The sequence below is a fragment of the Pseudomonas sp. lyk4-TYG-107 genome, assembly GCF_030209055.1.
Taxonomy (GTDB): Bacteria; Pseudomonadota; Gammaproteobacteria; order Pseudomonadales; family Pseudomonadaceae; genus Aquipseudomonas; species Aquipseudomonas putida_A.
On the sequence record NZ_JARVST010000001.1, the window covers coordinates 81,493 to 103,639 of the forward strand.

The 22,147-nt window shown below is 61.5% G+C and carries 18 protein-coding genes; 11 read left to right on the top strand and 7 right to left on the bottom strand.

The features are described 5' to 3' along the window. Window positions 1-35: 35 nt before the first annotated feature. The 5 genes from bioD to bioB form a co-directional block, all read right to left on the bottom strand. Window positions 36-716 carry a dethiobiotin synthase gene (gene bioD / locus QRN61_RS00360; protein ID WP_007966523.1) on the bottom strand — a complete coding sequence of 227 codons (681 nt, stop codon included), beginning with the start codon at window positions 714-716 and terminating at the stop codon, window positions 36-38. Further along, window positions 713-1,525: a malonyl-ACP O-methyltransferase BioC gene (gene bioC / locus QRN61_RS00365; protein ID WP_285372975.1), complete on the bottom strand. Its 813-nt coding sequence runs from the start codon at window positions 1,523-1,525 to the stop codon at window positions 713-715. The genes bioD and bioC overlap by 4 nt, the downstream gene beginning before the upstream one ends. Further along, window positions 1,518-2,249 carry an alpha/beta fold hydrolase gene (locus QRN61_RS00370; RefSeq protein WP_285372976.1) on the bottom strand — a complete coding sequence of 244 codons (732 nt, stop codon included), beginning with the start codon at window positions 2,247-2,249 and terminating at the stop codon, window positions 1,518-1,520. Before QRN61_RS00370 ends, bioC begins: the two co-directional genes overlap by 8 nt. Beyond that, entirely contained in the window at window positions 2,242-3,420 is a 1,179-nt protein-coding gene (gene bioF, locus QRN61_RS00375) for an 8-amino-7-oxononanoate synthase (protein ID WP_285372977.1), read from the bottom strand. The genes QRN61_RS00370 and bioF overlap by 8 nt, the downstream gene beginning before the upstream one ends. Window positions 3,421-3,580: 160 nt before the next feature. Further along, the gene (bioB, locus tag QRN61_RS00380; protein ID WP_086793534.1) at window positions 3,581-4,636 is read right to left on the bottom strand and encodes a biotin synthase BioB; all 1,056 of its coding nucleotides are present in this window, start codon (window positions 4,634-4,636) and stop codon (window positions 3,581-3,583) included. Between the two features lie 91 nt (window positions 4,637-4,727). Between bioB and QRN61_RS00385 the strand changes: the two genes are divergently transcribed. The 5 genes from QRN61_RS00385 to rarD all read left to right on the top strand — a co-directional run bounded on the left by QRN61_RS00385 (window position 4,728) and on the right by rarD (window position 10,608). Continuing rightward, complete coding sequence (locus QRN61_RS00385) at window positions 4,728-5,462, top strand: ComFC family protein (protein ID WP_096796677.1); 735 nt, start codon at window positions 4,728-4,730, stop codon at window positions 5,460-5,462. A gap of 187 nt (window positions 5,463-5,649) precedes the next feature. Continuing rightward, on the top strand, window positions 5,650-6,414 hold the full coding sequence (locus QRN61_RS00390; RefSeq protein WP_096796678.1) for a TOBE domain-containing protein: 765 nt from the start codon (window positions 5,650-5,652) through the stop codon (window positions 6,412-6,414). A 70-nt stretch (window positions 6,415-6,484) separates the two neighbouring features. Continuing rightward, complete coding sequence (locus QRN61_RS00395; protein ID WP_097089093.1) at window positions 6,485-8,386, top strand: PhoX family protein; 1,902 nt, start codon at window positions 6,485-6,487, stop codon at window positions 8,384-8,386. 166 nt (window positions 8,387-8,552) lie between these two features. Further along, window positions 8,553-9,527 carry a serine/threonine protein kinase gene (locus QRN61_RS00400; RefSeq protein WP_183785535.1) on the top strand — a complete coding sequence of 325 codons (975 nt, stop codon included), beginning with the start codon at window positions 8,553-8,555 and terminating at the stop codon, window positions 9,525-9,527. A 193-nt stretch (window positions 9,528-9,720) separates the two neighbouring features. Then, a complete protein-coding gene (gene rarD / locus QRN61_RS00405; protein ID WP_095137447.1) occupies window positions 9,721-10,608 on the top strand; it encodes an EamA family transporter RarD in 888 nt (295 codons plus the stop codon). 223 nt (window positions 10,609-10,831) lie between these two features. Here rarD and QRN61_RS00410 read toward each other — a convergent pair whose 3' ends face one another. Continuing rightward, the gene (locus QRN61_RS00410) at window positions 10,832-11,350 is read right to left on the bottom strand and encodes a glycine cleavage system transcriptional repressor (protein WP_285372978.1); all 519 of its coding nucleotides are present in this window, start codon (window positions 11,348-11,350) and stop codon (window positions 10,832-10,834) included. Window positions 11,351-11,985: 635 nt separating this feature from the next. Between QRN61_RS00410 and QRN61_RS00415 the strand changes: the two genes are divergently transcribed. Next, window positions 11,986-14,163: a malate synthase G gene (locus QRN61_RS00415; protein WP_285372979.1), complete on the top strand. Its 2,178-nt coding sequence runs from the start codon at window positions 11,986-11,988 to the stop codon at window positions 14,161-14,163. Between the two features lie 198 nt (window positions 14,164-14,361). Here QRN61_RS00415 and QRN61_RS00420 read toward each other — a convergent pair whose 3' ends face one another. Next, window positions 14,362-14,808: a response regulator gene (locus tag QRN61_RS00420; protein ID WP_096797572.1), complete on the bottom strand. Its 447-nt coding sequence runs from the start codon at window positions 14,806-14,808 to the stop codon at window positions 14,362-14,364. Window positions 14,809-15,067: 259 nt separating this feature from the next. Here QRN61_RS00420 and QRN61_RS00425 point away from each other — a divergent pair, with 259 nt between their 5' ends. The 5 genes from QRN61_RS00425 (at window position 15,068) to QRN61_RS00445 (ending at window position 22,108) form a co-directional block, all read left to right on the top strand. Next, window positions 15,068-17,002 carry a putative nucleotidyltransferase substrate binding domain-containing protein gene (locus QRN61_RS00425; protein ID WP_342453807.1) on the top strand — a complete coding sequence of 645 codons (1,935 nt, stop codon included), beginning with the start codon at window positions 15,068-15,070 and terminating at the stop codon, window positions 17,000-17,002. After that, window positions 16,999-17,706 (top strand): 3'-5' exonuclease, encoded by a 708-nt coding sequence (locus QRN61_RS00430; RefSeq protein WP_097089088.1) that lies wholly within the window; start codon window positions 16,999-17,001, stop codon window positions 17,704-17,706. The genes QRN61_RS00425 and QRN61_RS00430 overlap by 4 nt, the downstream gene beginning before the upstream one ends. 207 nt (window positions 17,707-17,913) lie before the next feature. Continuing rightward, window positions 17,914-18,432 carry an RNA polymerase sigma factor gene (locus tag QRN61_RS00435; RefSeq protein ID WP_083369393.1) on the top strand — a complete coding sequence of 173 codons (519 nt, stop codon included), beginning with the start codon at window positions 17,914-17,916 and terminating at the stop codon, window positions 18,430-18,432. Then, entirely contained in the window at window positions 18,429-19,400 is a 972-nt protein-coding gene (locus QRN61_RS00440) for a FecR domain-containing protein (protein WP_027610677.1), read from the top strand. Before QRN61_RS00435 ends, QRN61_RS00440 begins: the two co-directional genes overlap by 4 nt. Window positions 19,401-19,669: 269 nt before the next feature. Next, window positions 19,670-22,108 carry a TonB-dependent siderophore receptor gene (locus QRN61_RS00445; RefSeq protein ID WP_285372980.1) on the top strand — a complete coding sequence of 813 codons (2,439 nt, stop codon included), beginning with the start codon at window positions 19,670-19,672 and terminating at the stop codon, window positions 22,106-22,108. The last annotated feature ends 39 nt before the right edge of the window (window positions 22,109-22,147 follow it).

The window sequence follows — 22,147 nt, forward strand, 5'->3', positions numbered from 1 at the left end:
TACTGATGGCACAGTGCCCTGTCATAGCAAAAGCATTAGTCCAGCAGATCGAGTTGCAAGTGGGCAGCCACTGCTTCGGCACTGAGTGCCTTGAGTTTCGGCACACGCCCCAGACACGGCGCGGGAAGCCGCTCGGCCAGCGTCGCCAGATTCTCTTCCAGCCGCGAGGTCTTCGGATCGATGATATTCGCCACCCAACCGGCCAGTTGCAGGCCATCGCGGGCAATTGCCTCGGCTGTCAGCAAGGCATGACTGATACAGCCCAGGCGCACGCCCACCACCAGAATCACCGGCAGCTTCAACGCGATGGCCAGATCCGACAGATTGTCCTGATCGGCCAACGGCACCCGCCAGCCACCCGCCCCTTCGATCAATGTGAAATCGGCATTCAGCGCCAGAATTTCGCGCATCGGCGCCAGCAACGATTGCACAGTCAGCGCGACGCCGGCCTCACGCGCTGCCAGATGCGGCGCGATGGCCGGCTCGAATGCCACCGGATTGACCTGTTGATAAGTCAACGGCACCGAACACTCCGCCAGCAGCGCCAGCGCATCGGCATTGCGCAAACCCTTGGGGGTGACCTCGCAACCCGAAGCCACCGGTTTCCCCGCCGCCGTACTCAGCCCTGCCGAGCGCGCAGCATGCAGCAACCCGGCAGCCACGGTGGTCTTGCCGACATCGGTGTCAGTCCCGGTGATGAAATAGGCTGCGCTCATAAGGGTTTCTCCAACACGGCGTAGACCACCTGGTAAGTCGCCGGCAATCCCTGTGCCTGACGGAACTGCTCGTAAGCCTCGATCAAGCCGAGAATCCGCGCGCGTCCGGTCAAGCCACCCGGCCGACCGGGGTTCAGATTGTGCGCGCCGAGTGCCTTGAGTTCGTGAGTCAGGCTGCGCACATCCGGGTAGTGCAACACATGCGCCTGATTCTGCAGACTCACCGTACGCAAGCCACTTTCGGCACACAACTGCTCATACCGGGCGAATTCGCGGAAGCGGTTGACGTGCACCAGACCATCGACCTGCCGCCAACTGTCGCGCAACTCGTACAAGGTCCCTACACAAAGACTAGCAAACGCGAAAATCCCGCCCGGCTTGAGCACACGAAAGGCTTCGCTGAGCACCGATTCGAAGTCCGCACACCACTGCACCGCAAGGCTGGAAAAGATCAGCTCACAGGTTGAATCCTGCAACGGCAGACGTTCCGCATCACCCGCGATGAAGTGCTGCGCGCCGCCCAATGGTCGTGCGTGATTGAGCATGCCCTCGGCGATATCCAGCGCCAGCCCCTGACCTTCGACATATCGCTCGGCCAATGCGCGAGTGAAATAGCCGGTGCCGCAGCCCAGATCCAGCCAGCGTGCCGGCACAAAACCCGCTGGCAAGCGCGCGAGCAACTGCGAACCGACGTCGCGCTGCAACTCGGCAACGCTGTCGTAGCTGGCCGCCGCACGGGAGAAAGAGGCCGCGACCTGGCGCTTGTCGGGCAAGCCGCCGGGCAGCGCAACAAGAGACAAATCAGTCATCACCGCACTCGTGTAGAAAAGCCTGGATCGCTCCCGCCACGCCATGGGGGTCTTCCAGAAGAAATGCATGACTGGCCTGTTCGATCAGACCAATTTCGATATCCGGCAACAGCGCAAACAACGCTCCCGCCGCTTCTGCCGGCACCAGGCCGTCCTGACCGGCGAACAAGTGCAACTGCGGGCCGCGAAACGCCTGCAACGCTTCGCGCGTGTCGATCTGCGCCAGCAGTTCAAGCCCGGCCATCAACGCTTGCGGCGAAGTGGCCGGCGCGCCACCCAGCAGCAGCCGCGACATGCCGCGCGGGTCCTGCGCGCCCTGAGCACACAACAACGAGAACCGTTTGAGGGTCATCCGCGGGTCGGTCTGGCAGCCGGCGAGAAACGCATCGAACGTCTCGCCCGGCATCGCACTCGGCCAATGCTCATGGGCGACAAATGAAGGATTGCTCGCCAGCGTCAGCAGACCGCAGCAACGCTCGCCGCGCCGTGCTGCCAGTTCAGAGGCAAGCATGCCGCCCAGCGACCAACCGCCCAGCCACACGTCTTGAGGAATACATTCATCGAGTTCGTCGAGCCAGTCCTGCAGGTCGCTGGAATCCAGCTCCGGCAACGGCTCGATCTCGACATGCAGATGCTCGTCAAGCCCTTGCAAAGCGGCGGCCAGAGGCTCCAGCGGCGAAACACCGAGGCCCCAGCCGGGCAGCAGAATCAGGCGATCACGCATGGCTTGGCTCCGGCGGCAGTTGGGCAAAGCAATCGGCCAGTCCTTCCAACAATAGCTGCACCTGCGCCTCGCTGTGAGCGGCGGTCAGGGTCACGCGCAGGCGTGCACTTCCTGCCGGGACGGTAGGCGGACGGATTGCCGTGACCATCAAGCCGCGTTCGCGCAGCAGCTGCGACAGGCGCACGGCGCGACCGGCATCGCCGATCAGGATCGGCTGGATCGGGGTGAAGCTGTCCATCAGCTGCAGACCGATCTGCTCGGCCCCTCGACGAAATTGGCGGATCAGCAGGTTAAGGTGCTCACGTCGCCAATGCTCGCTGCGCAGTAATTCCAGACTTTTCAGCGTCGCACAGGCCAACGCCGGTGGCTGGCTGGTGGTGTAGATGTAGGGCCGGGCGAACTGGATCAGGCTTTCGATCAGCTCTTCACTGCCGGCGACAAACGCACCGGCGGTGCCGAACGCCTTGCCGAGGGTGCCGACCAGCACCGGCACATCGTCCTGACTCAAGCCGAAATGCTCGACGATCCCGCCGCCATTGGCACCGAGCGGGCCGAAGCCATGGGCATCATCAACCATCAGCCACGCGCCTTTGGCCTTGGCCTCGCGCGCCAGCGCTGGCAGATCGGCGAGATCGCCGTCCATGCTGAACACGCCGTCGGTGACCACCAGCGTGTTGCCGGTGGCTTTCTCCAGGCGCTTGGCCAGGCTGTCGGCGTCATTGTGCAGATAACGATTGAAACGCGCGCCGGACAACAGACCAGCATCGAGCAACGACGCGTGGTTAAGGCGATCTTCCAGCACCGTATCGCCCTGCCCGACCAGTGCCGTGACCGCACCGAGGTTGGCCATGTAGCCAGTGGTGAACAGCAACGCACGCGGCCGGCCGGTGAGGTCAGCCAGTGCTTCTTCCAGTGCGTGATGCGGGACGCTGTGGCCGATCACCAGATGCGAAGCTCCGCCACCGACGCCCCAGCGCTCGGCACCGGCGCGCCAGGCTTCGATCACCTGCGGGTGATTGGCCAGACCGAGGTAGTCGTTGTTACAGAACGCCAGCAACGGCTGACCGTCGACCACCACTTCAGGCCCTTGCGGGGACTCGAGCAACGGACGCTGGCGGTAGAGATTTTCGGCACGGCGGGCAGCAAGGCGTGCGGCGAGATCGAAAGACATGCAGGCCTCGACAGTCAGATCAGATGAATCAAGACGGACACAGACCCTGTGGGAGCTGGCTTGCCAGCGATGACGGTGGCACATTCAACATAGATGTCGACAGCCAGTCCGCTATCGCTGGCAAGCCAGCTCCCACAGTGTTTTGCATCGCATCAAAAACTTAGATGGCAGCGTTATAGAACTGCTCGCTGCTCTTCTGCTCCACCAGCGCCTGCTCGATCGCGGCCTGATGCACTTCATCGGCATGCTCTTCGCGCGCTTCCGGTTGAATGCCCAGACGCGCGAACAGTTGCATGTCCTTGTCGGCCTGCGGGTTGGCAGTGGTCAGCAGTTTGTCGCCGTAGAAAATCGAGTTGGCACCGGCGAAGAACGCCAACGCCTGCATCTGCTCGTTCATCGCTTCGCGGCCGGCGGACAGGCGCACATGGGATTGCGGCATGAGGATGCGCGCCACGGCGAGCATGCGGATGAAGTCGAACGGATCGACGTCATCGGCGTTTTCCAGCGGCGTGCCGGCGACTTTCACCAGCATGTTGATCGGCACCGATTCCGGATGCTCCGGCAGGTTGGCCAACTGGATCAGCAGGTTGGCGCGGTCGTCCAGCGACTCGCCCATGCCAAGAATGCCGCCGGAGCAGATCTTCATTCCCGACTCACGCACGTAGGCCAGCGTCTGCAAGCGTTCGCTGTAGGTGCGGGTGGTGATGATGCTGCCGTAGAACTCCGGCGAGGTGTCGAGGTTGTGGTTGTAGTAATCGAGGCCAGCCTTGGCCAGCGCTTCGGTTTGTTCCTGATCGAGACGACCGAGAGTCATGCAGGTTTCCAGGCCCATGGCCTTCACGCCTTCAACCATCTTCAGCACATACGGCATGTCTTTGGCCGACGGGTGCTTCCACGCGGCCCCCATGCAGAAACGGGTCGAGCCGATGGCCTTGGCGCGGGCAGCCTCTTCGAGGACTTTCTGCACTTCCATCAGCTTTTCTTTTTCCAGGCCGGTGTTGTAGTGACCGGACTGCGGGCAGTACTTGCAGTCTTCCGGGCAGGCACCGGTCTTGATCGACAGCAGCGTGGAAACCTGCACGCGGTTGGCGTTGAAATGTGCGCGGTGCACCGTCTGCGCCTGGAACAGCAAGTCGTTGAATGGCTGTACGAAGAGCGCTTTGACTTCGGCTAAAGACCAGTCGTGACGCAGGGTGGCAGAGGTGCTGGCGCTCATGGGCAGTTCCTTGGTTATGCTTGGCTGGCGGCTGCGGGAACGGAATACCCACAGGCGCGACACGGATGTTCGGCATATTTAAGGAAGAGTCATGCGCTGTCAACCACGAGACGAAGCACAGGTTTACATCTGTTTAAAAAACGTACAAAGCTGTTTGTTGTGCGATGAACCCGCAGAAGCAGAAGTGCCAATCTGCGTCGCCTGCGAAACCGATCTGCCCTGGCTCGGCGACCATTGCCAGACCTGCGCCCTACCGCTGCCCGGCGCTGGACTGACTTGCGGCGGGTGCCTGCTAGAGCCGCCGGCGTTCGAACAGGTGGTCGTGCCGTGGCGCTATGACTTCCCGGTGGACAGTTTGATTACGCGTTTTAAACACAACGCGAAATGGCCGTTTGGTCACTTGCTCGCCGATGTTGCCGGACAATACCTGCAACATCGCTTCGATGAAGGATTGCCAAGGCCTGATGCGTTGTTGCCGGTGCCACTGGCGGGGAAACGCCTGCGTCAACGTGGGTTCAATCAAGCGGCAATGCTCGGGCGATGGTTGAGCCAACAGCTGGATCTGCCTTTTGAGGAACATGCTCTACGGCGGGTCCACGACACCAGCGCCCAACAGGATCTCGACGCTAAGGCGCGCAAGCGCAATTTGCGTCACGCCTTCGCTCTGGCCCCTGACGCAAAGGTGAAAGGTCGGCACTTCGCGTTGATTGATGATGTGCTGACCACCGGCGCCACGGCCCAGGCACTGGCGCGATTGTTGAGGGATGCGGGCGCTGCAAGAGTCGACGTCTATTGTCTGGCCCGCACGCCAAAACCCGGAAACTGAAACCGACACAATCCCTTGTAGGAGTGAGCCTGCTCGCGATAGCGCAATTACTGCCAACATTGATGCTGACTGTTCCACCGCCATCGCGAGCAGGCTCACTCCTACAAGAGCACTGTGTTTGGCTTGACTGATGCGTCGCAAGCCGCCAACTTCACTCTCCACCGCCACTGTGAAAAAGCACCCACCAATGTCCCTGCCCACCCTGCTCTCCCAGCACATCGTCCGCCGTCCGCAGCGCATCGCCCTGCTGCAACACATTGCCGAACAGGGCTCGATCACCCGCGCCGCAAAAAGCGCCGGTTTGAGTTACAAAGCGGCATGGGATGCGATTGATGAGCTGAACAACCTGGCGCAGAAACCGCTGGTGGAGCGTGCGGTCGGCGGCAAGGGCGGCGGCGGCGCCAGATTGTCCAGCGAAGGCGAACGGGTGTTGCGTCTGTACCAAAAGCTGCAAGCTTTACAGGCGCAGGTGCTGGAGGCCGCTGAGGACGCCAGCGATCTGGATCTGCTTGGGCGATTGATGCTCAGAACCAGCGCGCGCAACCAGCTGCACGGCAAAGTCGTGGCCATCGAAGGTCAGGGTCGCAATGACCTGATCCGCCTCGAACTGGCCGAAGGCCTGTGGATCAACGCGCAGATCACCCACGACAGCACCGTGCACCTGGAACTGCAACCGGGCACCGAAGTGGTGGCCTTGATCAAGGCTGGCTGGCTTGAACTACTGCCCCCGGAGCAAGTTGCAACATCTGGACACAATCTTCTGAGCGGCACTATCGAAGCCATTCTCGATGCCGAAGACGGCCCCAGCGAAGTTCGCATCGCCCTGCCCAACGGCCAGACGCTTTGCGCTCTCGCTGAGCCGCTGCAGCTTCGCACCCGCAATTTGAGTGTCGAGCAACCGGTGCAGGTGCAGTTCTCGCCGTCCAATGTGCTGATCGGCACACCACTCTAATCAGGCGCTGCAACGAAAGCGTAATCGACGCTCATTAAGGTGGCTGCCAAAACCAAGCAGGGAGCCTGATGTGAGCCTATTAGAAGAAAACCAATCGACTGACCTGGAAAAGATGGTCGGCCTCAGCCGTCGCGGCTTCATCAGCGCCGGCGCGCTGTGCGGTGCCGCCATGTTCCTCGGCGGCAACCTGCTCAGCCGCAGCGCGCTGGCCACCGGCATCAGCGCCGGCAACAGCCGCCTGCTCGGCTTCGAGAGCATTCCCGCCGCGACCACCGACGTCATCAGCCTGCCCAAGGGCTACAAGTCTTCGGTGCTGATCAGCTGGGGTCAGCCATTGCACAAGAACGGCCCGGCGTTCGACCCGAGCGGCAATGGCACCGCCGCCGCTCAGGAAGTGCAGTTCGGCGACAACAACGACGGCATGAGCCTGTTCGAATTCCCCGACGACCGAAACCGCGCGTTGATGGCGATCAACAACGAATACACCAACTACCGCTACCTCTACCCGCACGGCGGCATGCCGCAATCGGCCGAAGACGTGCGCAAGGCGCTGGCCTGCGAAGGTGTGTCAGTGATTGAAGTGCAGCGCAGGAACGGCCAGTGGCAGTTCGTCCAGGGCTCGCGTTACAACCGCCGGATTCACGGCAACTCGCCGCTGCGCATCAGCGGCCCGGCGGCTGGTCACGAGCTGATGAAGACGGCCGCCGACAAGCACGGCAAGAGAGTCCTCGGCACCTTCCAGAACTGCGCCAACGGCAAGACACCGTGGGGCACCTATCTGACCTGCGAAGAAAACTTCACCGATTGCTTTGGCAGCAGCAACGCCCAGCAGCAGTTCGATCCGGCGCAAAAGCGCTACGGTGTCTCTGCCGCCAGCCGCGAGATCAACTGGCACCCGTTCGACCCGCGCTTCGACATGGCCAAAAATCCCAACGAACTCAACCGTCACGGCTGGGTGGTCGAGATCGATCCGTTCGATCCGCAATCGACCCCGGTCAAGCGCACCGCCCTCGGCCGCTTCAAGCACGAAAACGCCGCACTGGCCGAGACCGATGACGGTCGCGCCGTGGTGTACATGGGCGACGACGAGCGTGGCGAGTTCATCTACAAGTTTGTCAGTCGCGACCGCATCAACCATCGCAATGCGAAAGCCAACCGCGACATCCTCGACCACGGCACGCTGTATGTGGCCAAGTTCGACGCCGGTGACGGCAACCCCGATCACCCGAAAGGCCAGGGCCAGTGGATCGAACTGACCCACGGCAAGAACGGCATCGACGCCAGCAGCGGTTTCGCCGATCAGGCCGAAGTGCTGATCCACGCCCGCCTCGCCGCCAGTGTGGTCGGCGCCACGCGCATGGACCGCCCGGAGTGGATCGTCGTCAGTCCGAAGGACGGCCAGGTTTATTGCACCCTGACCAACAACGCCAAGCGCGGCGAAGACGGGCAGCCGGTGGGTGGGCCGAACCCGCGCGAGAAGAACGTCTACGGGCAGATCCTCCGCTGGCGCACCGACCGCGATGATCACGCTTCGAAAACCTTCGCCTGGGACCTGTTCGTGGTTGCCGGCAACCCGGGCGTGCACGCCGGCACGCCGAAGGGTGGTTCGTCGAACATCACCCCGCAGAACATGTTCAACAGCCCGGATGGACTGGGCTTCGACAAGGCCGGGCGTTTGTGGATTCTCACCGATGGCGATTCGAGCAACGCCGGGGACTTTGCCGGGATGGGCAACAACCAGATGCTCTGTGCCGACCCGAAGACCGGCGAGATTCGCCGGTTCATGGTCGGGCCGATTGGTTGCGAAGTCACCGGGATCAGCTTCTCGCCGGATCAGAAAACCCTGTTTGTCGGGATTCAACATCCAGGCGAAAACGGTGGTTCGACCTTCCCTGAGCATCTGCCCAATGGCAAGCCGCGGTCTTCGGTGATGGCGATTACCCGTGAGGATGGCGGAATAGTCGGCGCCTGATAAATCGCTTTCGCGAGCAGGCTCACTCCTACAAGGAAATGCGTTCCAACTGTAGGAGTGAGCCTGCTCGCGATGGCGTCAGCACAGACACCAACCAACTCTCCCGCTGCCATCTGCGCTACCATGCTGGGCCGGACGCGGCAGCCTGCTGCGCGCAGGAGTCAGCATGGCCCACCCGTTTGAAACCCTCACACCCGATCTCGTACTCGATGCCGTCGAAAGCATCGGGTTTCTCAGTGACGCACGCATTCTGGCGCTCAACAGCTATGAAAACCGCGTCTATCAGGTCGGTATCGAAGACTCCGAACCGCTGATCGCCAAGTTCTACCGCCCGCAGCGCTGGACCAACGCAGCCATCCTCGAAGAACACCAGTTCACCTTCGAACTGGCCGACGTCGAAATCCCGGTGGTGGCGCCGCTGATCCACAACGGCCAGACCCTGCACGAACACGCCGGTTTCCGTTTCACCCTGTTTCCGCGTCGCGGCGGCCGTGCGCCGGAGCCGGGCAATCTCGATCAGTTGTATCGTCTCGGCCAGTTGCTCGGGCGGATTCATGCGGTCGGCGCGACCAAGCCGTTCGAACACCGTGAAGCACTGGGCGTACAGAACTTCGGCCATGCCTCGCTGGCGACGTTGCTTGAAGGCAATTTCATCCCCAAGAGCCTGCTGCCGGCCTACGAGTCAGTGGCCCGCGACCTGCTCAAGCGGGTCGAAGACGTCTACGCCGCCACGCCGCACCAGAACATCCGCATGCATGGCGACTGTCACCCCGGCAACATGATGTGCCGCGATGAAATGTTCCACATCGTCGACCTCGACGACTGCCGCATGGGCCCGGCGGTGCAGGACATCTGGATGATGCTCGCCGGCGACCGTCAGGAATGCCTCGGGCAACTGTCGGAACTGATGGACGGCTACAACGAATTCCACGACTTCGATCCCCGTGAACTGGCGCTGATCGAACCGCTGCGCGCCCTGCGCCTGATGCACTACAGCGCCTGGCTGGCGCGGCGCTGGGACGACCCGGCGTTTCCGCACAGCTTTCCGTGGTTTGGTACGGAACGGTATTGGGGTGATCAGGTGCTGGCGCTGCGTGAACAGCTGTCGGCGCTGAATGAAGAGCCACTGAAACTCTTCTGATTCACCACAAACCTTTGTGGGAGGGGGCTTGCTCCCGAAGGCGGTGTGTCAGGCAATTATTCTGCTGCTGATACACCGCATTCGCGAGCAAGCCCGCTCCCACATTTGGCCAGTATTCACAAATTCAAAACTCATTTGCCAACAAATCTCCTTACAATCCCTGCTTTGTCAGCTGCCTAAGCAAGGATTCTGCATGCAAGCCGCCAACCCGCGTCGCGGGTACATTCTGGGCCTGAGTGCCTACATCATCTGGGGCCTGTTCCCGATCTACTTCAAAGCCATCGCCGAAGTCCCCGCTGTCGAGATCATCATTCACCGCGTGTTGTGGTCGGCACTGTTCGGCGCTTTGCTGCTGATGGTGTGGAAGCATCCGGGCTGGTTGCGCGAGTTGCTCGACAACCCCAAGCGTCTGGCGATCCTCGCCCTGAGCGGCACCCTGATCGCGGCCAACTGGCTGACCTACGTATGGTCGGTGAACAACGGGCGCATGCTCGAAGCGAGCCTCGGTTACTACATCAACCCCCTGGTCAACGTGCTGCTGGGGATGCTGATTCTCGGCGAACGCCTGCGGCGCATGCAGTGGATTGCGGTGGGGCTGGCAGCCGTCGGCGTGGCGCAGCAGGTGTGGCAGGTCGGCAGTCTGCCGTGGGTATCGCTGGTGCTGGCGCTGACCTTCGGCTTCTACGGTTTGATCCGCAAACAGGCGCCGGTCAAGGCCTTGCCGGGGCTGGTGGTGGAAACCTGGATGCTGGTGCCAATTGCCGTGGCCTGGCTGCTGTTCAACCAGACCGCCACCAGCGCACAACCCGAGTTCTGGACCACCTCGCAAGCCTGGTGGCTGGTGGCGGCGGGTCCGGTGACGCTCATCCCGCTGGTGTGTTTCAACGCTGCCACCCGTCATCTGCCCTACACCACCATCGGTTTCCTCCAGTACACCGCGCCAACCCTGGTGCTGCTGCAGGCGGTGCTGCTGTTTGGTGAGCATTTGTCGTCGAGCACGCTGATCGCGTTCATCTTCATCTGGGCCGGTCTGGCCGTTTACAGCGTCGATGCAGTGATCAGTTTGCGCCGGCGCAGCTGATCAAAAAACGCACAAAGCTTCGCAGGCCACGGTTCTCGTGGCCTGCAACGTTCCTTCCCAAGGTTATCCACAGCGTGATCCCCGCCGTTTGTGCGCAAGTCACTGAATGCTGGCGGTTTTTTGATCAGCATGCTGCAAGCCACGGCCGACGTGGCGTTGCGCCCGGTCTCTACAGGTTATCCACAGGCAGGTGCATGTAAAAACTGGATAACCCGGGCAGCGATTAAACTTCTGTGCGTAACACCAGTTCGACCATCAGATCATCGGCCAGGGTTTCCAGACGCGATTGCAGCACATCCAGCGACAAGGTCAGCGGCACTGCCAGAATCGCTTCGGCGTGAAACAACGGCTCGCTGCTCATCGGCGCCGGTCGCACTTCAGTCACCAACCGCTCAAGGTTCACCCCCTGCTCGCTGAGCAAGCGGGTGATGTCGCGCACGATGCCCGGCCGATCATTACCCACCAGTTCCATGGCGATCGGTTTCCAGGTGCAGGACTGCTCGATACCACTCTCCGCGATCAGCACGCGAATGCCCTGCGTCGACAGCGCTTGTAGGGAATCGACTAATTCGTCGTAAGCCTCCGCCGGTACACCCACCCGCAGAATCCCGGCGAACTGCCCGGCCATCCGTGACATGCGGCTTTCCAGCCAGTTGCCGCCGTGCTCGGCGATGCATTGGGCGATGCGCTCGACCTGCCCCGGCTTGTCCGGAGCAAACACAGTGAGTACGAGATGGTCCATGGCGCCGCCCTCTTGTCATGACTTTTGTTATAGAAAGGCAAGTATAGGCAAGGGTTTGATTCAGCCCAGGCAGCAAACCTGTGTCTTGGTTTTGGATGCAACCTGTGGCGAGGGGATTTATCCCCGATCGGTTGCGCAGCAGCCGTAAACCCTGTCAGCTCGGTCTACCTGTCAGCGCGCAGGGGGCGGCTTCGCCACCCATCCGGGATAAATCCCCTCGCCACAGAGTGTGCACCGCAGGGGGATGCCATAGCAGGCAGAAAGGATTTATGTGTACAACTTTTATATTTAGCTGGAACAATCCGATGGTTTTTTGAGAACATCCCGTTCCGCGACGTGACCGCAATGCGTCATGAGGTCGCAGAACGACGTTATTAGTCTGATTTTCACAAGCGCAACGCATCATGTAGTATGCCTCGGCGCGCACTACATAACGCTGGATCGATGTCTGCCCAAGGCATGTTCGCAACCCTGAAAGCCCCGTCAGCAAGGCCCCCAAGCCGTTGATTGGTCCCAGCCCAGCCGCCAGCAATGGCATGTACTGGTCGGAAGGTTTGTGGTTTAAATGGCCAGAGGCTTCATTGTCAAAATTGAAGAGCTGAAAAGCGAAATAGCTGAGCAGAGTGAGGCAAGCAATGACTGAACACGTTCAAGTCGGTGGCCTGCAGGTCGCCAAAGTCCTGTTCGACTTCGTGAACAACGAAGCCATTCCCGGTACCGGCCTCACCGCCGAAAAATTCTGGGAAGGTGCCGACAAGGTCATTCATGACCTGGCGCCGAAGAACAAAGCCCTACTCGCCAAACGCGATGACTTCCAGGCTCGCCTTGATGCCTGGCACCAGGAACATGCCGGCCAGGCACACGACGCCGTGGCTTACAAAGCCTTCCTGCAAGAAATCGGTTATCTGCTGCCAGAAGCGGCTGATTTCCAGGCAACGACGCAAAATGTCGATGATGAAATCGCCCGTACCGCCGGCCCGCAACTCGTGGTGCCGGTGATGAACGCCCGCTTCGCCCTCAATGCCTCGAACGCCCGCTGGGGTTCGCTATACGACGCCCTCTACGGCACCGACGCGATCAGCGAAGACGGTGGCGCGGAAAAAGGCAAAGGCTACAACAAGGTGCGTGGCGACAAAGTCATCGCCTTCGCCCGTGCGTTCCTCGACGAAGCGGCGCCCCTGGCCGCTGGCTCCCACGTCGATTCGACGGCTTACAAGATCGTTGACGGCAAACTGCTGGTCACCCTCAAGGGCGGCAGCAACACCGGCCTGCGTGACGATGCTCAACTGATCGGCTTCCAGGGCCCGGCAGACGCGCCGGTCGCGATCCTGCTGAAGAACCACGGCCTGCATTTCGAAATCCAGATCGACGCCAGCACCCCGGTCGGCCAGACCGATGCCGCCGGCGTCAAAGACATCCTGATGGAAGCGGCACTGACCACCATCATGGACTGCGAAGACTCCGTGGCTGCCGTCGATGCCGACGACAAAGTGGTGATCTACCGCAACTGGCTCGGCCTGATGAAGGGCGACCTGTCCGAAGAAGTCGCCAAGGGCGGCCAGACTTTCACCCGCACCATGAACCCGGATCGCACCTACACCAAGGTCGATGGCAGTGAACTGACCCTGCACGGTCGCTCGCTGCTGTTCGTGCGTAACGTCGGTCACCTGATGACCATCGACGCGATCCTCGACAAACACGGCAATGAAGTGCCGGAAGGCATTCTCGACGGTCTGGTGACGTGCCTCGCGGCGATGCACAACCTCAACGGCAACACCTCGCGCAAGAACACCCGCACCGGCTCGGTCTACATCGTCAAACCGAAGATGCACGGCCCGGAAGAAGCGGCGTTCACCAACGAGTTGTTCGGTCGCATCGAAGATGTGCTGGGCCTCAAGCGCAACACCCTGAAAGTCGGGATCATGGACGAGGAGCGCCGCACCACGGTCAACCTCAAAGCCTGCATCAAGGCTGCCAGCGAGCGCGTGGTGTTCATCAACACCGGTTTCCTCGACCGTACCGGCGACGAAATCCACACCTCCATGGAAGCTGGCCCGATGGTGCGCAAGGCCGACATGAAGGCCGAAAAGTGGATCGGCGCCTACGAGAACTGGAACGTCGATATCGGTCTGAGCACCGGCCTGCAAGGTCGTGCACAAATCGGTAAAGGCATGTGGGCGATGCCCGACCTGATGGCGGCGATGCTCGAACAGAAAATCGCGCACCCGCTGGCCGGTGCCAACACCGCCTGGGTACCGTCGCCGACCGCCGCTGCGCTGCACGCGCTGCACTACCACAAGGTCGACGTGTTCGCCCGTCAGGCCGAACTGGCCAAGCGTGCCCGTGCTTCGGTAGACGACATCCTGACCATTCCGCTGGCGGTCAACCCGAGCTGGACCCCGGAGCAGATCAAGAACGAACTGGACAACAACGCCCAGGGCATTCTCGGTTACGTGGTGCGCTGGATCGACCAGGGCGTGGGTTGCTCGAAGGTGCCGGACATCAATGACGTCGGCCTGATGGAAGACCGTGCAACGCTGCGCATCTCCAGCCAGCACATCGCCAACTGGCTGCGCCACGGTATCGTCACCGAAGCGCAAGTGATGGAAAGCCTCAAGCGCATGGCGCCAGTGGTTGACCGGCAGAACGCCAACGACCCGCTGTACCGTCCGCTGGCACCGAACTTCGACAGCAACATCGCCTTCCAGGCGGCAGTCGAACTGGTGATCGAAGGCACCAAACAGCCGAACGGCTACACCGAGCCGGTGCTGCACCGTCGTCGTCGCGAGTTCAAGAAGGCCAACGGCCTGTAAGTTTGCGCTGATGTGAAAAAGCCCTGATCGAGAGATCAGGGCTTTTTTGTTGGCCGATAAAAATCTCCGGACCACTGGAAATCCCTTGTGGGAGCGGGCTTGCTCGCGAAGACGGACTCACATTCAACATTAATTTCGACAGAAAGGACGCATTCGCGAGCAAGCCCGCTCCCACAGGGGGGCAGTGTTGCCTGAGAGTCAGGGCTCGATGCCTAACTCGTGTTTGACCAGGCCCAGCAACTTCACCGTATCAATCGGCTTGAGCAGAAAGTCCACCACGCTCAGGTGCATCGCGGCGATGGCGTCTTTCACATCGGCATCGCCCGAAACAATGATGATCGGCAACGCCGCCCGCTCCGACTCACGCACTTGCCGAATCAAATCCAGCCCACCGACATTGCCCATACGCAAATCAGTGATCACCAGCCCGATCGAAGGTTTTTCGTCGAGCATCTTCAGCGCGGTTTCACCGCTGGCCGCGGTCATGCAACGAATGCCATCCAACGCGAGTATCTCCGACAACAGCTCCCGGGCGTCCTTGTCGTCATCGACGATCAGTACACGCTGCGGCGGCAAGTCGGGTTCGAGCATTACTGCGCTGAGCGCTTCACGCTCAGCGTCGCTCAAAATATCGTGGTCGGACATGGCATTCTCTAAGTTTTCAAATCAATCACCTGGCACAGTCGTCAGACATCGCTAAGCAGAGCTTCAATGTGCACTTCGTCGGATTTTTTTCCAAGTGGCTGGCGGGGGAATTTCCGACTGTTTTTGTAGGGCACTTCCCAAATGTGCCCAACGGCAGCTCAAACCTAGACTTACGTCCAATGGGCACCCCGCGCGCAGGGGCCGACCATGGCTGCAACGATCCGACAACAACAATTCAAAAAAGACTGCGGTAATGGTTATGAGTAAAGCGGACGCCTTCACCCAGGCAGGGAAAACCGCGGTGTTGCAGAACATTCAGGGCACCCTGCAATTCCTCCAGCGCTTCCCGCCCTTCAATCAGATGGAACACGCCCACCTGGCTTTTCTGGTGGAACAATGTCAGCTGCGCTTCTATGGCCAGGGCGAAAGCATCATCAAGCCCGCCGACGGGCCGGTCGAATATTTCTACATCGTCAAACAGGGCCGAGTGGTCGGCGAACGCCAGCACATCACCCGGCCCGGCACCGAAACCACCTTCGAGATCACCACCGGCGAATGCTTCCCGTTGGCTGCGCTGATTGGCGAACGGGCGACCCGCACTGAGCATCTGGCCAGCGAAGACACCTTCTGCCTGCAACTGAACAAACCGGCGTTCATCAAGCTGTTCGCTCTGTCCAACAGCTTCCGCGATTTCGCTTTGCGCGGGGTCAGCAGCCTGCTCGATCAGGTCAACCAGCAAGTCCAGCAGAAAGCCGTGGAAACCCTCGGCACCCAGTACTCGCTGAACACCCGCCTCGGCGAATTGGCGATGCGCCATCCGGTGACTTGCAGCCCCGACACGCCACTGCGTGAAGCGGTGAAGCTGATGCACGAGCAACAGGTCGGCAGCATCGTCGCGGTGGATGAACACAAGGCGCCGCTGGGGATTTTCACCCTGCGTGACCTGCGCGAAGTGGTCGCCAATGGCAGCGGTGATTTCAGCGAAACCATTGAGCGGCACATGACCTGTTCGCCGTTCTTTCTGTCGCCCGATCACAGCGCCTTCGACGCGGCGATTGCCATGACCGAACGGCACATCGCCCACGTCTGTCTGGTCAAGGATCAGCGCCTGTGCGGCGTGGTTTCCGAGCGCGATCTGTTCTCGCTGCAACGGGTCGATCTGGTGCACCTGGCCCGCACCATCCGCAGTGCCCAGCGCCTCGAACAACTGGTGAGCCTGCGCGGCGAGATCGGCCAACTGGTCGAACGCATGCTCGCTCACGGTGCGTCTTCGACGCAGATCACCCACATCATCACCCTGCTCAACGACCACACCGTGTGCCGGGTGATCGAGCTGACCCTCGCCGAAAAAGGCGACCCCGGCGTACCGTTCAGCTGGCTGTGTTTCGGCAGCGAGGGCCGGCGCGAACAGACGCTGCACACCGATCAGGACAACGGCATTCTGTTCGAAGCGCGGGACGCGGCGCACGCGGCGGAGATTCGCGGCAAGCTGCTGCCACTGGCCCAGCAGATCAACCAGAGCCTGGCGCAGTGCGGCTTCAGCCTGTGCAAGGGCAACATCATGGCCGGCAACCCGGAGCTGTGCCTGTCGCGGGCGGAATGGGCGCGGCGCTTTGCGGCGTTCATTCGCGAGGCGACGCCGGAGAACCTGCTGGGATCGAGCATTTATTTCGATCTGCGGGTGGTCTGGGGCGACGAGAAAGGCTGCGCGCAACTGCGCCGGGGGATTCTCGATCAGGTCGGCGACAACCGTTTGTTCCAGCGCATGCTGGCCGAGAACGCGCTGCGCAATCGTCCGCCCGTGGGGCGTTTCCGCGAATTTGTGCTGGCGCGCAAGAACGGCGAGAAAGCCACCCTTGATCTCAAAGTCCAGGGCCTGACGCCCTTCGTCGACGGCGCACGCCTGTTGGCGCTGGCGCATGGCATCGAAACCAACAACACTCTGGAGCGCTTGCGTCAGCTGGTCGAAAAAGAAGTCATCGAACGGCTCGATGGCGCGGCGTATGAAGAGGCGTATCACTTCATCCAGCAGACGCGCATGCAGCAGCACCAGATCCAGACCCGTGAGAATCTGCCCTGGTCGAACCGGGTCGATCCCGACAGCCTCAATCATCTGGATCGGCGCATCCTGCGTGAATCCCTGCGCCAGGCCCAGCGCCTGCAAAGCAGCCTGGCCTTGCGGTATCAGCTATGAGCCTGTTCTCGTGGCTGCGGCCGGCCAGCCCTCTGCTGTCGGCAGACCTGCAACAACGTCTGGCAAAACTGCCGGCGATCAGCGAACTGAAAGAATGCAGCCTGCGTGAACAGCGCTGGGTGGTGCTCGATCTGGAAACCACCGGGCTGAACCTGAACAAGGATCGCGTGCTGTCGATCGGCGCGGTGGTGATCGAAGACGGCGCGATCGACTTCAGCCAGCAGTTCGAGCGCACCCTGCAATGTCGGGAGCTGAAGCTCAGCCCGAGCGTGTTGATCCATGGCCTGGGGCCGAACGCGATTGCCGCCGGCAGCGACCCGGCCGAGGCGTTGCTGGAGTTCATGGAGTTCATCGGCGACAGCCCGGTGCTGGCGTTTCATGCGCCCTTCGATCAACACATGCTCGGACGCGCATTGAAGGAACACCTGGGTTACAGGCTGCAGAATGTGTTTCTGGATGTCGCGCACATGGCGCCATTGTTGTGCCCACAGGCGAACATTCGCGAGGCCGGCCTGGATGAATGGATCGACTGGTTCAAGCTTGAGGTGTTCGAGCGGCACAACGCGAGTGCCGATGCGCTGGCCACGGCGGAACTGGCGTTGATCCTGTTCAGCCGGGCGCGGCAGCAGCAGATTCATAGTCCGTTGAACCTGCAACAGCGCTTGAGTCAGTGGAAACGCCGTCAGCAAGCGCCTTCCTTCTAGATCTTCGGTGCCGGTACTGGCCTCTTCGCGAGCAAGCCCGCTCCCACACTGGCATGCATTCCCCCTGTGGGAGCGGGCTTGCTCGCGAAGAACGATGATGCGGTCTTACTGATACCACCCGACCAGTGGCCAATTGCTAACCATTCCCACCTCTGCGAGAATCGCGAACAATTCTCGTTGGTTAACACTTCCCAATCGGTGCGTCTGGTGTCGTCAGTCCCAAGCCCTCACAGTGAACTCGTCGGTGCGTTGTATCGCGACCATCGCGGTTGGCTGCTGAGCTGGTTGCGGCGCAACGTGGCGTGCCCGCAGCGGGCCGAAGACCTGAGCCAGGACACCTTCGTACGGCTGCTCGGTCGCGATGAATTGCTGACGCCGCGCGAACCGCGGGCGTTTCTGGTGGCGATCGCCAAGGGCCTGCTGTTCGACTACTTCCGCCGCGCCGCGCTGGAACAGGCATACCTCACTGAATTGATGCTGATCCCCGAAGGCGAACAACCTTCGGTGGAAGAACAGCAACTGATCCTCGAAGACCTCAAGGCCATCGACCGCCTGCTCGGCAAACTGTCGACCAAGGCCCGCGCCGCTTTCCTGTATAACCGCCTCGACGGCCTCGGCCACGCCGAAATCGCCGAGAAGCTTGGCGTCTCGGTGCCGCGTGTGCGGCAGTACCTCGCGCAAGGCATTCGCCAGTGCTACATCGCCCTGTACGGTGAGCCGACATGAACCCGGCCAGTTCCAAACCGGTCTCGGCTCAGGTGCTGGACGCGGCGATTGCCTGGCAGTTGTCGCTGGATTCCGGCAGTCCGCTGGAGCGCGAAGAGTTCGCCAAGTGGCACGCGGCCCATGAAGAACACGCCCGCGCCTGGCGCCAGCTGGGCATGCTCGATCAGCGCTTCAGCGTCGCCAACGGCCCGGCCCGCGCGGCCTTGCTGCAATCGCGCGAAGGCATTCGACGCCGTGTGCGCAAGCTCGGCAGCGGATTGGCCAGCGTGGTGGCGCTCGTCGGTCTGGCGTTGTTTGCCGGTGATCGCTACTTGCCGCTGGATTACTGGCTCGCCGATCAACGCACCGCCACCGGCGAGCAGCGTACGGTGCGCCTGGCCGATGGCACCGTGCTCAACCTCAACACCCACAGCGCGGTGGATGTGCGTTTCGATGCCAGGCAGCGGCTGATCGTGTTGCAGGCAGGCGAGATCATGGTCGAGACCGGTCACGGCGATGCGCGGCCGTTCATCGTCGAGACCCGCGAAGGCAGCATGCGCGCGTTGGGCACACGGTTTCTGGTCAAGCGTGAAGACCAAGGCACGCGTCTCAGCGTCCTGCAATCGGCGGTGGCGGCGCATCCGCAAAGTCATCCTGAAGAGCAGATCCTGCGCGAAGGCCAGCAAGTGCTGATCCGCAATGACGGCCTCGACACGGTCGCCGCGCTCACGCCCGGCGCCGATGCCTGGACCCGCGGCATGCTGGTGGTGGACAACGCGCGACTGGAAGACCTGGTGCATGAACTGGGTCGTTATCGCCGAGGGCATCTGGGCGTCGCGCCGGAAGTCGCTGACCTGCGCATCACCGGAAGTTTCCCGCTGCACGACACCGACAAGGCCTTGAGTGCGCTGCTGCCGACCCTGCCGGTGCAGATCGAGCGGCATACGCCGTATTGGGTCACGGTGGCCAAAGCAGATACAAAGCCCTGATTTATCTGGTGCCCGAGCGGCCGCCATCGCTGGCAAGCCAGCTCCCACAGAGATCGATGGTGAATACCAATTCTGTGAGCTGCGCTGAACCTGTGGGAGCTGGCTTGCCAGCGATGGAGCCGCCCGCAACTGCACAAAACCAACGTTGCCACGCGAATCGGCTGCCCCACTCCCAGTTAATCGAAATTATTTTCAACCAGCCCTATCACTTTTCAATTCTCGTCCGGCACTCAGGCAATTGAGAAATATTTCCATTCAGGAGCCTTCGCATGTCCCGTTCGCTAGACACCTTGTTGCGCCCCAGTCTGTTGGCCATCGCCATTGCCCTCAGCGCGCCGCTGCTCAGCAGCCCGTTGCTCGCTGCTGAACAGGCCTCCAGCGTGCGTGCCTACAACCTGCCAGCGGCGCCGCTGTCGACCACGCTGAACCAGATCGCCAGCCAGGGCGGCCTCGCGTTGTCGCTGAATCCGTCGCTGGCCGCCGGCAAGACCTCTGCGCCGGTCAGCGGTCAGTACGACGCCGCCGGTGCTCTGCGCGCGGCGCTGCAAGGCACCGGTCTGCAACTGGAACAAAGCAGTACCGGCACCTACACCCTGGTTGCCGTGCCGGAAGGGACATTGGCGCTGCCGGAAACCGCAGTGATCGGCGTGGAAAATCTGGAAACCGCCTGGGGCCCGGTCGAAGGCTACACCGCCACCCGCACCGCCGCCGGCACCAAGACCGACACCGCGCTGGTCGAAGCACCGCGCTCGATCTCCGTCGCCACGCGTCAGCAAATGGACGATCGCAGCGTGCACAGTCTCGATGACGCCGTGCGCTATATGCCGGGCATCACCGCCAGCAGCTACGGCAGCGACACCCGTATCGACTGGCTGCGGGTGCGCGGTTTCGAGCCGACTCAGTTCCTCGACGGCCTGCCGCTGCCCAAGGGCGTATACGCCAACCCAAAGCCTGAAACCTGGAACCTCGACCGCCTCGCGCTGCTGCGCGGCCCGGCCTCTTCCGTCTACGGCCGGACGCCGCCGGGCGGTCTGCTGGACATGGTCAGCCGGCGCCCGAGCGCGGAAGCCAGCAGCGAAATCCAGTTGCAGTACGGCAGCGACAACCATCGTCAGATCAACTTCGCCAGCACCGGCAAGATCGACGACGCCGGGCAGTTTCTCTACGGCATCAGCGGTGTAGTGCGCGACAGCGACACGCAGATCGATCACATCGAGAACAAGCGCTACAACATCGCGCCGAGCCTGACCTGGAACATCGATGACGACACCAAATTCACCCTGCTGACCCAGTTCACCCGCGACGATACCGGTGTCACCAGCCAGTTCTACCCGATTCAGGGCACCAAGATCGACATGCCGTTCGGCAAGATTTCCCATCACAAGAACCTCGGTGACCCGGACTACGACTTCTACGACCGCACCTACTACGCGCTCGGTTATGCCTTCGAGCATCGCCTCAACGATGTGTGGCAGTTCAAGCAGAACCTGCGCTACACCAAGTCGGATCTGTCGTTCCAGACCGTGACCGTCAACAGCTACAACCCATCGTTCGCCGGCTTCACCGTGGATGCTCAGGGCAATGTCGGTCGCGGCACCACCAACGTCGATGAAGACATCAGCCAGTTCGCCGTGGACAACAACTTCCAGGCCGACTTCGCCACTGGCGACATCCGCCATACGCTGTTGCTCGGTCTGGATCACCAGCGCAGCAACACCAACTACACGTCGATCTTCGGCACCGCGCCGGACATTAACGTCAACAACCCGATCTACGGTCAGCCGATCACCCGTCCAGCACGTTCTTCGGCGTTCTATGACTATGACCAGAAGACCTACCAGACCGGCCTGTACGTACAGGACCAGATGGCCCTCGACCAGTGGCGCCTGACCCTCGGCGGGCGTGAAGACTGGGTGCACACCGGCACACAGTTCATCAACAAGGGCGACGCCACCAACACCCAGCGCGACAAGGCGTTCAGTGGCAACGCGGCGCTCAGCTACGTGTTCGACTCGGGCTTCGTGCCGTACCTGTCGTACGCCGAATCCTTCCAGCCAACCAGCGGCGCCGATGCCACTTCCACCGGCTCGCTCAAGCCGACCGAAGGCAAGCAATGGGAACTGGGCATCAAGTACCAGCCGCCGGGCAGCAAGACTCTGCTGAGCGCTGCGGTGTATGACCTGACCCAGAAGAACGTCGCCGTCAACAGCATCGTCAACAACGTGACCATCACCAGCCAGACCGGTGAAGTGAAGGTCAAAGGCCTGGAGCTGGAAGCGGTTTCCGACGTCACCGATAACCTGAAAGTCATCGCCGCCTACACCCTGGCCAAGTCCGAAGTGCAGAAAGGCGTGGACAAGGGCAATCGCCTGCAACTGATGCCTAACCAGCAAGCTTCGCTGTGGACCGACTACACCTGGCACAGCGGCGTACTCGACGGTTTCGGCATCGGCGGTGGCGTGCGTTACACCGGCAACACTTACGGCGACAAGGCCAACACCTGGCTGGGCAAGGCGGACGCCTACACCGTGTTCGACGCCTCGGTGCATTACGACCTCGGTCGCCTGGACAACAGCCTCAAAGGTGCGTCGCTGGCAATTAACGCCACCAACCTGTTCGACAAGGACTACATCTCCACCTGCGACGGCTACTACTGCTACTACGGTGACCAGCGCAGCGTCATCGCCAGCGCCACTTACAAGTGGTAAGCGCGTGAGCTGAACCAGGTTCTGTCACCAGGCCGTCCC

Bases quoted from the DNA above. Each gene is read 5' to 3' on its own strand.
- bioD (WP_007966523.1), bottom strand. From the start codon at position 716: ATGAGCGCAGCCTATTTCATCACCGGGACTGACACCGATGTCGGCAAG.
- bioC (WP_285372975.1), bottom strand. From the start codon at position 1,525: ATGACTGATTTGTCTCTTGTTGCGCTGCCCGGCGGCTTGCCCGACAAG.
- QRN61_RS00370 (WP_285372976.1), bottom strand. From the start codon at position 2,249: ATGCGTGATCGCCTGATTCTGCTGCCCGGCTGGGGCCTCGGTGTTTCG.
- bioF (WP_285372977.1), bottom strand. From the start codon at position 3,420: ATGTCTTTCGATCTCGCCGCACGCCTTGCTGCCCGCCGTGCCGAAAAT.
- bioB (WP_086793534.1), bottom strand. From the start codon at position 4,636: ATGAGCGCCAGCACCTCTGCCACCCTGCGTCACGACTGGTCTTTAGCC.
- QRN61_RS00385 (WP_096796677.1), top strand. From the start codon at position 4,728: ATGCGCTGTCAACCACGAGACGAAGCACAGGTTTACATCTGTTTAAAA.
- QRN61_RS00390 (WP_096796678.1), top strand. From the start codon at position 5,650: ATGTCCCTGCCCACCCTGCTCTCCCAGCACATCGTCCGCCGTCCGCAG.
- QRN61_RS00400 (WP_183785535.1), top strand. From the start codon at position 8,553: ATGGCCCACCCGTTTGAAACCCTCACACCCGATCTCGTACTCGATGCC.
- rarD (WP_095137447.1), top strand. From the start codon at position 9,721: ATGCAAGCCGCCAACCCGCGTCGCGGGTACATTCTGGGCCTGAGTGCC.
- QRN61_RS00410 (WP_285372978.1), bottom strand. From the start codon at position 11,350: ATGGACCATCTCGTACTCACTGTGTTTGCTCCGGACAAGCCGGGGCAG.
- QRN61_RS00415 (WP_285372979.1), top strand. From the start codon at position 11,986: ATGACTGAACACGTTCAAGTCGGTGGCCTGCAGGTCGCCAAAGTCCTG.
- QRN61_RS00420 (WP_096797572.1), bottom strand. From the start codon at position 14,808: ATGTCCGACCACGATATTTTGAGCGACGCTGAGCGTGAAGCGCTCAGC.
- QRN61_RS00425 (WP_342453807.1), top strand. From the start codon at position 15,068: ATGAGTAAAGCGGACGCCTTCACCCAGGCAGGGAAAACCGCGGTGTTG.
- QRN61_RS00430 (WP_097089088.1), top strand. From the start codon at position 16,999: ATGAGCCTGTTCTCGTGGCTGCGGCCGGCCAGCCCTCTGCTGTCGGCA.
- QRN61_RS00440 (WP_027610677.1), top strand. From the start codon at position 18,429: ATGAACCCGGCCAGTTCCAAACCGGTCTCGGCTCAGGTGCTGGACGCG.
- QRN61_RS00445 (WP_285372980.1), top strand. From the start codon at position 19,670: ATGTCCCGTTCGCTAGACACCTTGTTGCGCCCCAGTCTGTTGGCCATC.